Here is a 12,664-nt window from a genome sequence, read left to right on the forward strand (position 1 = left end):
GCTTGAACGGATCCTGGCTTGCCAGCCGCTCCGGCATCATGAAGCAGGCGTTGATCGCGGCCTTGCCGAGCGCTTGCGGCAGCAGCGGAAACGGACGCTTGAGACGGAAGCGGATGGTGCGGTCGTCGGCGGCTGACAATTCGTTGGTCGCCTCCATCAGCTCGCCGCCAAAACCGTCGCGCGCCGCCCAGCGGCGGATGCTGGCGACGCAATCGCGTGCGAGCACGCGCTCACCATCGTGCCAGAACAGGCCGTCGCGAAGCGTCAGGTCCCACTGCAGCTGGTCGCCCGAGATGACGTGGCCCGACAGCATCTGCGGCGAGACCTGGAGCGAGGCGCTCATGCCATAGAGCGTGTCGTAGACCATGAAGCCATGGTTTCGCGACACCTGCGCGGTCGAATAGATCGGATCGACGAAGGCGAGATCGATGACGGGGATGAAGCGCAGCGTCGACTGCGATTCAGCGCGGACGATGCCCGGCAATGAGAGCGCCGGCATCGCTGCGGCGGCCTTGAGGAGCGAGCGACGGGAGATCGGCATTCCTAGAGGCTCCTAAACGTACCTTACGTATTCAACAAGACCGCGCCGATCGCGACGGCCACCGCCTGTTGCGCCGGCTCAACCACGGGGACGCCGATCGCCTCCGCAATCGCCCCTCGGTGCGAGGCCATCCCCGCACAGCCCATCACCACGACATCGGCGCGATATTGCGTGACCAGCGCGCGGCCGGCCTCGATCAACCGGCCGCGGATGTCCGCACTCGCCGTCTCGGCCGCGCTGGCGCCGACCGACCAGCTTCCGGCAAAACGGCCGTCGACGCCCATCACCCGCGCCATGCGCTGCTGACGGCGGATGCTCGACGGCGACAGCGAGATGATGCCAAAGCGTTCGCCGAGCATCAGCGCGCGGAAGATGCCGCATTCGGCGATGCCCATGACGGGGCGCCCGCCAACGGCCTCGCGCACCGCATGCAGGCCGGGATCGCTGAAGCAGGCGAGCACGAACGCATCTGCATCATCGCGCGTGACGCGACCCACGAGCGGCATTACCACGCTGTCGGCATCGCGCTGCGAGCTGATGCTTGGCGGCCCCTCGGCAAGACCGACCACCTCGATCTCGGGCCCGCCCGCGATGCGCAGCGGCGCCACCGCGTCGTCGATCGCCGCCGTCACCGACGCCGAGGAGTTGGGGTTGATGACGAGGATGCGGCGACGGGTCATGGCGAGGCTCATTGGCAAGGCTCACTGGCAAGGCTGACTGGCACTTCTCAACGCTTGGCGGTCTCGTGGCGCAGGAAGTTTTCGGCGATCTTCTCACCGGTTGTGATCCAGACGTCAGGGCATGATTTTGCGTAGGTGAGGAACTCGCGCAGCAGCCGCAGCCGCATCGGACGACCGCTGCATTGCGGATGCAGCACGGTCGTCACCATCGCGCCCCAGTCGCGCACTTCATCCAGTTCGTCCTTCCAGATCGAGAGCACATGCTCCTTGGGAAAGATCGAGCGCGGGCTGAAGCGGGCGGAGAGACCATGCATCCAGTCGTCATAGCTCGCCGTCACCGGCAGCTCGATCGTGCCGGGCTTGCCGTCGGCGAGGCGATGCCGATAGGGCCTGACGTCGTCGCGGAACGAGGAAGTGTAGACGATGCCATGGCGGACCAGCGCCACGCGCAGCTCCTCGGTGAACTCGCCATAGGGCGCGCGGTATCCGATCGGCTTGACGCCGAGCCGGCGCTTCAACGCCTCGAAACCGCGCTCCAGCTCCTCCTCGATCCAGGGATCGCCGGGATCGGGCAAGAGATGGTGATAGCCGTGATGGCCGATCTCGTGGCCGGCCTTGAGGATCGATTCCGCCATGGCTGGATGCGCATCGACCGACCAGCCCGTGACGAAGAAGGTCGCCTTGAGATCGAGCTGATCGAGCAGTTCCAGAAGCTTGGGCGTGCCGACGCGCGCCTCATAGCCGCCATAGCTCATGGTGATGAGCCGCTGCGCGTGCAGCGCGTCCTTGCTGGTCCACGCGGTCTCGGCATCGACGTCGAACGACAGGAACATCGCCGATGTGTACGGCTTCGGCCACGGATAGTCCGGCGCGGGATCCGCGGTGTTGGCTGGGGTGAGCGGAATGCTCTGGAGTGCCTTACTGTCCAGCATTGATGGTCGCCTTCTCTATTCCGTTGTCGTTCAGTTTCCATTTCGCCAGCAGCGTACGATAGGTGCCGTCGGCGATCAGCGCATCGACGGCCTCGACGATCGCTTGCTGCAACGCCTTTTCCTTGACCGGCAGCGCGATGCCCGTGAACTGCGTCGCGAAGGGATCGCCGACCGGCGCATAGGTGCCCGGCTCGAGCTCCATCACATAAGGCAGAGTCTCGTTGCCCTGCACGGCGGCGTCGATACGGCCCTGTTTGAGCTGCGTGCGCGCATCTGCCGAGCCGTCGGTGCCGACGAACTGGATCGGATTGCCCGCGCAGTTCTGCTGGCTCCATTTGTCGATCTCGGCCGGAAACATGGTGCGGCGGCTGGCGCCGACCTTCTTGCCGCACAGGGCGGCCATATCCTTGAACTCCGCCGCACGGGACTGCTGCACGAAGAACTTTGGACCGCTGCGCAGATAATCGACGAAGGAGGCAATCTCGTGCCGGCTCGCATAATCGGTGAAGCCGGACAGGATGGCATCGACCCGCCCCGTCGCAATCGACGGCATGAACTCGGCAAAGCTGGTCTCGGTCCATTCGATCTTGACCCCGAGCTTGCGGCCGATCGCCTCGCCGAGATCGACGTCGAATCCGGACAGAGCATTGGTGGCGGGATCGCGGAACTCCATCGGCGGATAGTTCGGCACCAGCGCGACCTTTAGGCTGCCGCGTTTGGCGATATCAGGTGGCAGCTCGATCGCCACCACCGATGCGCTCATGGCGCCCAGGAAAGCCGCCGTAAGCAAAAGTCTTTTCATCATCACGTCCCCAACTTCAGATTACAGCCGAAAGAAATGCCCTGGTACGCTCTTCGCGCGGCGTCCCCAAGACGTCCGAGGCGCGGCCCTGCTCGACGATCGCGCCCTGGTCCATATAGACGACGCGGTCGGCGACCTCGCGCGCAAAGCCGAGCTCGTGCGTCACCACCATCATGGTCATGCCGCTCTTGGCCAGCTCTTTCATCACGGCAAGCACCTCGCCGACAAGCTCCGGATCGAGCGCGCTGGTCGGCTCGTCGAACAGCATCAGCATCGGTTTCATCGCAAGCGCCCGCGCGATCGCAACGCGCTGCTGCTGGCCACCGGAGAGCTGCGCCGGATAGGAGTCCGCCTTGGCCACCAGGCCGACACGACGGAGTAGCTCGAGCGCTTCAGTGCGCACTTCGTCAGCCTTGCGGCCCTGCACCTGGAGCGGGCCTTCGGTGATGTTTTCCAGCGCGGTCTTGTGCGGGAACAGGTTGAAGCGCTGGAACACCATACCGGTCTTCAGCCGCTGCCGTCCGATCTCGCGCTCGCTGAGGCGGTAGAGCCGCCCACCCTGCTCGCGCACACCGAGGAGCTCCCCATCGAGCCAGATGCCGCCGGCGTCGATCGCGGTGAGCTGGTTGATGCAACGAAGCAGTGTAGTCTTGCCTGAGCCCGAGGCACCGATCAGGCACATCACCTCGCCGGGCCAGACGTCGAGCGAGACGCTTTTGAGAGCCTGGAACTCTCCAAAACTCTTAGCTACGGAGCGGATCGCGACGAGGGGCTTTGTCATCGCGCGAGCCGCATTGTGCCGCGTGCAAAACGGCGTTCGAGCAGCATCTGGAGCGGGGTGAGGATCGAGACGACGAGCAGATACCAGAGGCCCGCGACGATCAGGAGCTCGATCACGCGGGAATTGGCGTAATAGATGTTCTCGGCGTTGTGCAGCACCTCGGGATATTGGATGACGCTCGCGAGCGAGGTCGCCTTGACCATGCCGATGAACTCGTTGCCGAGCGGCGGGATCACCACGCGCATCGCCTGCGGCAGGATGATCCGGCGTAGCGCGCGCAGCCGCCCCATGCCGATCGCCTGCGCCGCCTCATATTGTCCGATGTCGACCGACAGCATGCCGGCGCGCATCACTTCGGACGTATAGGCGCCCTGGTTGATGCCGAGCCCGAGCAGCGCCGCGAGGAATGGCGTCATGACGTCGACGGCGCGCGCGCTCCACAGGCCGGGAATGCCGATGGTCGGAAACACCAGCGCCAGGTTGAACCACAGCAGCAATTGCAGGATCAGCGGCGTGCCGCGAAATAACCAGGTGTAGCCGGCCGCGACCGTCTTCAGCACCGGATTGGGCGACAGCCGCATGATCGCGACGATGATGCCGAGGACAATGCCGAGCGCCATCGCCAGCACCGCCATCACCATGGTGTTGACGATGCCTTCGAGGATCACTTTTGCGGTGATGAAACGGCTGACATAGGACCATTCGATCTGGCCATTGGCGAAAGCACGCGCGATTGCCGCCAGCACCAGGACGATCAGGGCCGCGCTGAACCAGCGAAACCAGTGCGGCTCGCGCGCGATCCGCATTCCCGACAGGTCGGGGAAGCCTTCCGCGAGTGCCGGCGCCGGCTTCATTGCGGCGCCGCGTTCAGCATGGGCTGGGCGACCGCATTGGCGCCCAGGCCCCATTTGTCGAGCACCGCCTTGTAGGAGCCATCAGCGATCATCGCCGCGAGCTTCTCCGTCACGACCTCGCGGAGCGCCGCATCGTCCTTGCGGAACATGATGCCTTGATAGCCTCTGGCAAAGGCCTCACCGACGATGCGGTATTTGCCGGGCTCCTGCGCCTGCGCATAAGGCAGCGTCTCGCTGCCCTGCACGGCGGCATCGATGCGGCCCTGCCTGAGCTGGTTGCGCACGTCGATCGAGTTCTCGCCAGGCACGTACTGAATCGCCGGCTTGCCGGCGGCTTCGCAATTCTGCTTGCTCCATTTCTCGATCTCGACCGGGAAGCTGGTGCTGCGGGTGGTGCCGACCTTCTTGCCGCAGAGATCAGCCGCAGCCTTCGCATCGCTGTCGGCTATCACGAAGAACTGCGGTCCTGTGGTCAGATAGTCGACGAAATCGGCGGTCTCGCGCCGCGAGGCGCGGTCGGAGATGCCGGAGATGATGAAATCGGCCCGCTTGGTCTGGAGCGAGGGGATTAGCTCGGCGAACGGCGTCTCGCTCCAGACAATCTTGAGGCCGCCGAGCCGCTTGGCAAGCTCGTTCGCAAGGTCAATGTCGAGCCCAACCAGCTCGTTACTGGCAGGGTCGCGATATTCCCTCGGCGCATAGGTCGAGTTGACCGTGAGCTTGAGCGCGCCCGCCTGCTTGATCTCAGCCGGAAGCTCGGCGGCCTGTACTGAGGTCACCGCAGCCAGCGCTGTGAAGCCGAGGAAATGCGAGAGGCGTGTCATATCAGCTCCTTCAACCTTTTCCTTTGCCGCGCTTTTTCGTTGTTGATCCAAGCCAGCGCTGTGCCATTTTGCTCAGTCCGCGTCGAGCACGGCCGGCTCGATGACGCCGGCGCGCTCGGTGATCACCCTGTACTGCTCAGGCCGCCTGTGGGCGGCGAAATTGAACATCTTGTCCTTGCCCTGGCGGCAGAGGTCGAGATCGATGTCGGCGACGATCACCTCGTCGGTCAACGTCGCCGCCTGCGCGACGATGCGGCCGTTGGGATCGACGATGCAGGAGCCGCCGATCAGGCCGGAGCCGTCCTCCTCGCCCGCCTTGGCCACCGAGATCGCCCAGGTCGCGTTCATATAGGCGTTTGCTTGCGTCACCAGCGTCGAATGGAACGTGCGCAAGGAGGCATCTTCAGTGCTGCCGCCATTGGGATCATAGGCCGCCGAATTGTAGCCGATGCAGACCAGCTCGACGCCCTGCAGGCCAAGCACGCGCCAGGATTCCGGCCAGCGGCGGTCGTTGCAGATCATCATGCCCATGATCGCGTGCGCCCAGGCAGATCCCGCGCGGAATGCCGGAAAGCCGAGATCGCCATATTCGAAATAGCGCTTCTCGAGCTGCTGGTAGCGCGCACCCTCGCGAGGCTCGACCGACCCCGGCAGATGCACCTTGCGGTAACGGCCGAGGATCTCGCCGTCGCGATCGACCAAGATGGCGCAATTGTAACGGCGGCCTTCGGGCGTCAACTCGGCATAGCCGACATAGAAGCCGACGCGCAGCGCACGCGCGCGCTCGAACAGTTTTGCCACGGCCGGGTTCGGCATGCCGCGCTCGAAATATTGGTCAAGCGCATCGCCTTCCAAAAACCAGCGCGGAAAGAAGGTGGTGAAGGCGAGTTCGGGAAACACCACGAGGCTGGCGCCGCGGCCCGCCGCTTCCTCCAGCATGGCCAGCATCCGCGACAGCGTCTGCTCACGCGCATCGGCTTTCTGCGTCGGCCCCATCTGGGCGGCGGCGGCGCGAAGGACACGAACCAAGTTTGCCTCCAATCTGTGCGCAATGCTGCCTCAATGGGCTAGTGAACCCTTTGATCCAGCGTGCAAATCCGAGGTATTAGGCGCAAGCCAGGCTGCAAAAGCAATTCATCGTGCTATGATCTTTTGGCCCACAGTATAACAGCCAGTGATATGAACCTGCGCCAGCTCGAGATCCTGCATGCCGTTATCCGCCATCGCACCACGGTGGCGGCGGCCGACGAACTGGCGCTGTCGCAGCCGGCGGTCAGCAACGCGCTGAAGACGATGGAGGCGCAGGCGGGCTTTGCGCTGTTCGAGCGCATCAACAACCGGCTGTTTCCAACGGCGGAGGCGATGGCGCTCTACAAGGAGAGCGAGGCGATCTTCGCGCTTCACGCCAAGCTCGAGAATCGCGTGCGCGATCTGCGCGAGAACCGCGCCGGGCATCTCGCCATCGTGGCAACGCCGCCGCTCGCCTACAGCATCATTCCCACAGCGCTGTCCGTCTTCCTGCGCCGCCGCCCGGAGACGCGGGTGTTCTTCGACGTCCGGCGTTATGAGGGCATCATCGAAGGCGTGCTCAGCCATGTCGCCGAGCTCGGCTTCGCACTCGGGCTGACGCATCACCCGGGTATCGCGCATGAGGTGGTGCACACCGGCGAAATGGTTTGCGTGGTGCCCCCGCAGCATCCGCTCGCAAGCAAGGCCGTGATTTCGGCGTGTGACTTGTCCGGCCTGCCCTTCATCGGGCTCGAGCGCGGCACGCGGCTCGGCGAAGCCGTGCGCGACAGTTTTGCTCGCGCCGGCGCGCCGTTCCAGCCGACGGTCGAGGTGCGCTATTGCAACACCGCCTGCGTGCTGGCAGCCGCCGGCGTCGGTGCCGCCGTGGTCGACCCCTTCTCACCGCGCCAGAATGGCGGGCACGGCCTCGTCGTACGGCCGTTCACACCGACAACCCGCGCGGTCGCTTACATGCTCTGGTCGGAAGCCGAACCGCTGTCGCGACTGGCAAAGGCCTTTCTCGGCGAAATCCGCAAGGAGAGCGCGCTGCTGGCGCGCACAGCGCCACACCAGCAAGATGGGGCAGGAAGCGACTGAGCTTACCTTTGACCTGAGGGGCATATGGCACGCATCACCATCATCGAGACCGGGCAGGTCCCGCCGAAATATCGCGAGCAGCATGGCTCCTTTCCGGACATGTTCGAGCGCATGGTCCGCGCCGAGGATCCGACCGCCGAAGTCGACGTCGTCAGCATTCCGAATGGCGATGCGCTGCCCGATCCGAGTAAGCTCGAGGCCGTGCTGATCACGGGGGCAGCCGCCGGTGTCTATGACCGGCTCGACTGGATCGCGCCGCTGGAAGATTTCGTCCGCAGTGCCTACGCCAACAAGACGCCGATGGTCGGCGTCTGCTTCGGCCATCAGCTGATCGCGCAGGCGCTCGGCGGCACCGTGCGCAAGTCCGAAAAGGGCTGGGGCATCGGCCGGCACGTCTATCAGGTGCTGCCGGAGAACGGCGTCATTGGCGGCGAAGCGGTCGCGATCGCCTGCTCGCATCAGGACCAGGTGATCGAAGCGCCCAACGATGCGCTGACCATCCTTTCGTCGGAGTTCACCCCGCATGCCGGCTTGCTTTACGCCAACGGCGCGACGCTGACGGTGCAGCCCCATCCTGAGTTCGACGTCGACTTCGCCCAGGTCTGCTGCGACCTGCGCGACGGCAAGGCGCCGGATGAGGTCGTGGCGACCGCGAGGCAGTCACTGGCGGAGCCGTTGGACAACGCGAAGCTCGGTGGAGCGATTACGCGCTTTTTGGCGCGCAAATCCATCTCCTCACCCTGAGGGCCTGCCAAAGGCGGGCGTCTCGAAGGGTCGAGGCCCCCGCTGTACCGGCCGGGCCTGCATGGTTCGAGACGGCGCTTCGCATGAGAATTGAGAGTTACTCAGAACGGATCCGTCGCCAGTCCCGGCACATCCGCCGGCCGCGGTCCCGGCGCGGGCCAGTGAAACCGCCGATCCTTCTCCGCAATCATGATGTCGTTGATCGAGGCCTCGCGCCGCCGCATCAGACCGTGCTCGTCGAACTCCCACTGCTCGTTGCCGTAGGAGCGATACCACTGTCCACCGGCGTCGTGCCATTCATACTGGAAGCGCACCGCGATGCGGTTGCCATCGAAGGCCCAGAGATCCTTGATCAGGCGGTAGTCCTGTTCCTTCTCCCATTTACGGGTGAGGAAGGCGACGATGGCTTCTCGACCTTGAAATACTTCGGAGCGATTGCGCCAGCGGCTGTCCTCGGTATAAGCGAGCGAGACGCGCACCGGATCGCGTGAATTCCAGGCGTCCTCGGCCATGCGGGCCTTTTGCGCGGCGGTCTCACGGGTGAAGGGCGGAAGCGGCGGGCGCGACATGAGGGCCTCATCAGTTTGCAAGGCCGCAATCTATCGCCACACGCGGCGGAGTCGAGAGGTGATCCCCTATCGACCGATCACGAAATCAGATCGGCCTTCATCAGCGTACGGATCGATTTCGGGATCGGCTGGGCGCGGCCGCCGCTGATGAAGGCGACGCGCACCTCGGCCTTGACCAGCACGTCCTCACCACGCCGCACCTCCTGCGCCAGCATGATGGACGCCCCCTTCACCGCGACCGGCCAGGTCACAACGTCAAGCACGTCGTCCATCCGCGCCGGCTTGAGGAAGTCCAGATGCATCGAGCGCACCACGAAGGCGAAGCCCGCACCTTCCGTCTCGACCTGATCGAACAGCGCCTGCTGCTCGGCGCCCATCAGCCGCAGGTGATTGGTGCGCCCGCGCTCCATGTAGCGCAGATAGTTGGCGTGGTAGACGATGCCGGAGAAATCCGTGTCCTCGTAATAGACGCGGACCTGCATGTGGTGGCGGCCGTCGCGGATCTCGCCGTCGAGATGAGCTGTCACGTCGCGAGCCTCTTCGCTTGTCGCTGCAGGTCCGTTTTTGCGCAAAAACGGCCGGCAGCGCAAGCACGGCTAAGACACCGTTGCCACCGGCGGCCGCCCCAGCGTCACCTCGACAATCTCCGGCGGCACCCCGACGCGGACCGGGATGATGCTGCAACCGAGGCCGCCGGAGATGACGACGTCGCATTTCAGCCGGAGATGGCCATAGACGAGCGGAACGCCATGCTGCCGCGGCAGCGCCGGCGACCAACCGAGCAAGCGAACCTGTCCGCCATGGGTGTGACCGGACAGTTGCAGCGCAACGCGCGCCGGTACGCGCGTCGCGATATAGGGCTCATGCGCGAGAAGAATGATCGGCGCGTCGTCGGTGGTCTTCGCGAGCGTCGCATCGAGATCGTCGGCCCCGAAACTCCTCGCGTGACCATAGCGCCGCCCAGCGACATAAGCGAGCTGATCACCGAGGCCCGCGAGCCAGAATGAGCGGCCATCCTTGCTCAGACGCACAACATCGTTCTCGTAGACGGGAATGCCAGCCGTCTCCAGCGCACGATGGGCGACCGTCGGCCCGTGCCCAGCCAGCTGCACGACCTTGTCGTCCCAATAGTCGTGATTGCCCATGACGGCATGAACACCGAGCGGCGCCTTCAGGCCGGCCAGCACCCTCGCCCACTCTGCGGCCGGGATAACGCGGGTGACGTGGTGATGGCCGGCGACATAGTCGCCGAGCAGGGCGATCAGATCGGGCTTGAGCGCGTTGGTCTGGTCGACAATGGCCTCGATCCGCTCCAGCGACATCCAGGGATCGCAGGCATGGATGTCGGCGATTACGGCGATCTTCAGCGGCAAGTCCGCAGGCCATTGTCGCGGCATCGGATGATAGCGCGTGATGCGCGGCCGCAGCTCCGGCTCGACGCCGACGCCATAGGCGGCCGTCGAGATGCCAAGCGCCGAAAGGCCGCCGACAGAACGGATGAGATGACGCCGAGAGATCATGGAAGCCTGCTTGTGATGCGCTTCCGTAATGCAGCCCGATTGGAGCGGAATTGGGGTGCGCTTGTGCAGATCATCTGCACAGATGATTACCGGAAGTTCATGCCGGAGCAATGCGCGTTACCGCAGATCACTCGTCGCTGTCATCGGTGCCGAACAGGCCGAACTGCGCGGTCGCATCGCGCGAAGGCTCGGCGATCCCGAGATGGCGGAAGGCGTGCGAGGTGAGCAGGCGGCCGCGCGGGGTGCGCTGCAGATAGCCGCACTGGATCAGATACGGCTCGATGATGTCTTCGATCGCATCGCGTGGCTCGGACAGCGCCGCGGCCATCGTCTCCACGCCGACCGGGCCGCCACCGTAGTTCGTCGCGATGGTCGTGAGGTAGCGGCGGTCCATGGCATCGAGGCCGGCGGCATCGACCTCGAGCGCGCTCAATGCATGGTCGGCGATCTTGCGGTCGATCTTGTCGGCATCGGCGGCTGAGGCAAAATCACGCACGCGACGCAACAGGCGGCCTGCGATACGCGGCGTGCCGCGGGCGCGGCGCGCAATCTCGTTGGCGCCGTCAGCGCTCATGCCGACATTGAGCACGCGCGCACCGCGGGTGACGATGCTCTCCAGCTCCTCGATCGTATAAAAGTTGAGCCTGACCGGAATACCGAAGCGGTCACGCAAAGGATTCGTGAGCAGGCCCGCGCGCGTGGTGGCGCCGACGAGAGTGAACTTCGATAGCTCGATCTTCACCGAGCGCGCCGCCGGCCCCTCGCCGATGATGAGGTCGAGCTGAAAATCCTCCATCGCGGGATAGAGCACCTCCTCCACCGCCGGATTGAGACGATGAATCTCGTCGATGAACAGCACGTCGCGCTCTTCGAGATTGGTCAGCAGCGCGGCGAGATCGCCGGCCTTGGCAATCACGGGGCCCGACGTCGCACGAAAGCCGACGCCGAGTTCCTTCGCCACGATCTGCGCCAGCGTGGTCTTGCCGAGGCCGGGCGGGCCGACGAACAGCACGTGATCCAGCGCCTCGCCGCGCTTGCGCGCCGCCTCGATGAAGATCGAGAGATTCTTGCGCGCCTGCTGCTGGCCGACGAAGTCGGACAGCGATTGCGGACGCAGCGCGGTGTCGCCGACATCGTCGCTGCGGCGCTCTGGCGAGACCATGCGGTTGGCTTTGGGATCGCTCACTCAGCGAACTCCTCGTAGGGTGGGCAAAGGCGCCCTTCGCGCCGTGCCCACCATGTCTCCGATCAATCCGAAGGTGGTGCGCACGCTCCGCTTTGCCCACCCTACGAGATTGAGCCTTGCAGCCCTCACTTCGAGAGCTCCTTCAGTCCGAGGCGAATGAGCTGTGCCGTTTCGGCGTTCTCACCTGCGCTGCGCGAGGCCGAGGCGATCGCCGCAGCCGCCTGCGGCTGGCCATAACCGAGATTGACCAACGCGGAGATCGCATCGGCAACGGGGCGCGGTGCACGCTGATCGTCCATGGCCCCGGCAAGATGCACGACGGCGGGATCGACACTGGCGAAAGCCGGCGCCTTGTCCCTCAGCTCGGTGACGATGCGCTCGGCGACCTTCGGCCCGACGCCCGGCGTACGCGCCACCGCGGCCTTGTCGCGCAGAGCAATTGCGTTGGCGAGATCGGCCGGCACCAGCGTGCCGAGCACCGCGAGCGCGACCTTGGCGCCGACGCCCTGCACGGTCTGCAGCAGCCGAAACCATTCGCGCTCCTGGTCGGTGCGGAAGCCGAACAGTTTGATCTGGTCCTCGCGAACGTAGGTCTCGATCGACAAGACGGCCGCTTCGCCTGGCGATGGCAGGTGTTGCAAGGTGCGAGACGAGCAATGCACCTGATAACCGACGCCGCCGACGTCGAGGATCACAAAATCCTCACCATAGGAATCGATCAGGCCCTTGAGCTTACCGATCATAATCCCGCCACCTTCAGCCGGAGCGCCGTGCTCTGGCGGTGATGGGCGTGGGTGATGGCGATGGCGAGCGCATCGGCGGCATCCGCTGACGGCGGCTCGGCCTTGGGGAGCAGGATTTTCAGCATCATCGCGATTTGCTGCTTGTCGGCGTGGCCGGCACCAACCACGGTCTTCTTGACCTGGTTCGGCGCGTATTCGGCGACGGAGATGCCGAACATTGCGGGCGCCAGCATGGCGACGCCCCGGGCCTGGCCGAGTTTCAGCGTCGCGACGCCGTCCTTGTTCACAAAGGTCTGCTCGACGGCCGCTTCCATCGGCTGATGGCTGGAGAGAATGGCCGCGAGCCCCTCGTGGATCGCCAGTAGCCGGTTCGACAGCGGCA

16 protein-coding genes are annotated in these 12,664 nt (G+C 64.9%); 2 read left to right on the forward strand and 14 right to left on the reverse strand.

Translation table 11 applies throughout. The features are described from left to right. The 8 genes from AOQ71_RS49460 to AOQ71_RS40550 all read right to left on the reverse strand — a co-directional run. Positions 1-541: ABC transporter substrate-binding protein (locus AOQ71_RS49460; protein ID WP_430648684.1), on the reverse strand; the 541-nt coding region annotated here is incomplete at its 3' end. 23 nt (positions 542-564) lie between these two features. After that, a complete protein-coding gene (locus AOQ71_RS40520; protein ID WP_057759873.1) occupies positions 565-1,221 on the reverse strand; it encodes an aspartate/glutamate racemase family protein in 657 nt (218 codons plus the stop codon). Positions 1,222-1,268: 47 nt separating this feature from the next. Next, a complete protein-coding gene (locus AOQ71_RS40525; RefSeq protein WP_057759260.1) occupies positions 1,269-2,153 on the reverse strand; it encodes a polysaccharide deacetylase family protein in 885 nt (294 codons plus the stop codon). Continuing rightward, a complete protein-coding gene (locus AOQ71_RS40530; protein WP_057759876.1) occupies positions 2,140-2,955 on the reverse strand; it encodes an ABC transporter substrate-binding protein in 816 nt (271 codons plus the stop codon). Before AOQ71_RS40530 ends, AOQ71_RS40525 begins: the two co-directional genes overlap by 14 nt. A gap of 16 nt (positions 2,956-2,971) precedes the next feature. Further along, on the reverse strand, positions 2,972-3,736 hold the full coding sequence (locus tag AOQ71_RS40535) for an amino acid ABC transporter ATP-binding protein (protein WP_057759262.1): 765 nt from the start codon (positions 3,734-3,736) through the stop codon (positions 2,972-2,974). Next, the gene (locus AOQ71_RS40540; RefSeq protein WP_057759265.1) at positions 3,733-4,590 is read right to left on the reverse strand and encodes an amino acid ABC transporter permease; all 858 of its coding nucleotides are present in this window, start codon (positions 4,588-4,590) and stop codon (positions 3,733-3,735) included. The genes AOQ71_RS40535 and AOQ71_RS40540 overlap by 4 nt, the downstream gene beginning before the upstream one ends. Beyond that, positions 4,587-5,414 carry an ABC transporter substrate-binding protein gene (locus AOQ71_RS40545; RefSeq protein ID WP_057759267.1) on the reverse strand — a complete coding sequence of 276 codons (828 nt, stop codon included), beginning with the start codon at positions 5,412-5,414 and terminating at the stop codon, positions 4,587-4,589. The genes AOQ71_RS40540 and AOQ71_RS40545 overlap by 4 nt, the downstream gene beginning before the upstream one ends. 72 nt (positions 5,415-5,486) lie before the next feature. Further along, the gene (locus tag AOQ71_RS40550) at positions 5,487-6,443 is read right to left on the reverse strand and encodes an N-carbamoyl-D-amino-acid hydrolase (protein WP_083514855.1); all 957 of its coding nucleotides are present in this window, start codon (positions 6,441-6,443) and stop codon (positions 5,487-5,489) included. Positions 6,444-6,593: 150 nt separating this feature from the next. On the opposite strand from AOQ71_RS40550, the gene AOQ71_RS40555 reads away from it, so the two are divergent. After that, positions 6,594-7,520: a LysR family transcriptional regulator gene (locus AOQ71_RS40555; protein WP_057759269.1), complete on the forward strand. Its 927-nt coding sequence runs from the start codon at positions 6,594-6,596 to the stop codon at positions 7,518-7,520. Between the two features lie 24 nt (positions 7,521-7,544). Further along, positions 7,545-8,264, forward strand: a complete 720-nt coding sequence (locus AOQ71_RS40560; protein WP_057759271.1) for a type 1 glutamine amidotransferase — start codon at positions 7,545-7,547, stop codon at positions 8,262-8,264. Between the two features lie 101 nt (positions 8,265-8,365). Here AOQ71_RS40560 and AOQ71_RS40565 read toward each other — a convergent pair whose 3' ends face one another. From AOQ71_RS40565 to ruvC, 6 genes are all read right to left on the reverse strand, one after another. Next, complete coding sequence (locus AOQ71_RS40565) at positions 8,366-8,833, reverse strand: nuclear transport factor 2 family protein (RefSeq protein ID WP_057759274.1); 468 nt, start codon at positions 8,831-8,833, stop codon at positions 8,366-8,368. 77 nt (positions 8,834-8,910) lie between these two features. After that, complete coding sequence (gene ybgC / locus AOQ71_RS40570) at positions 8,911-9,360, reverse strand: tol-pal system-associated acyl-CoA thioesterase (protein ID WP_082813630.1); 450 nt, start codon at positions 9,358-9,360, stop codon at positions 8,911-8,913. A 69-nt stretch (positions 9,361-9,429) separates the two neighbouring features. Continuing rightward, positions 9,430-10,353 carry a metallophosphoesterase gene (locus tag AOQ71_RS40575; protein WP_057759887.1) on the reverse strand — a complete coding sequence of 308 codons (924 nt, stop codon included), beginning with the start codon at positions 10,351-10,353 and terminating at the stop codon, positions 9,430-9,432. A gap of 127 nt (positions 10,354-10,480) precedes the next feature. Then, complete coding sequence (ruvB, locus tag AOQ71_RS40580; protein WP_057759275.1) at positions 10,481-11,539, reverse strand: Holliday junction branch migration DNA helicase RuvB; 1,059 nt, start codon at positions 11,537-11,539, stop codon at positions 10,481-10,483. A 125-nt stretch (positions 11,540-11,664) separates the two neighbouring features. Further along, on the reverse strand, positions 11,665-12,282 hold the full coding sequence (gene ruvA / locus AOQ71_RS40585) for a Holliday junction branch migration protein RuvA (protein ID WP_057759278.1): 618 nt from the start codon (positions 12,280-12,282) through the stop codon (positions 11,665-11,667). After that, the coding region (gene ruvC, locus AOQ71_RS40590; protein WP_245317418.1) for a crossover junction endodeoxyribonuclease RuvC at positions 12,279-12,664 on the reverse strand (386 nt) is incomplete at its 5' end. The genes ruvC and ruvA, both read right to left, overlap by 4 nt.

Origin of the sequence: Bradyrhizobium manausense, assembly GCF_001440035.1 — a bacterium.
Taxonomy (GTDB): domain Bacteria; phylum Pseudomonadota; class Alphaproteobacteria; order Rhizobiales; family Xanthobacteraceae; genus Bradyrhizobium; species Bradyrhizobium manausense.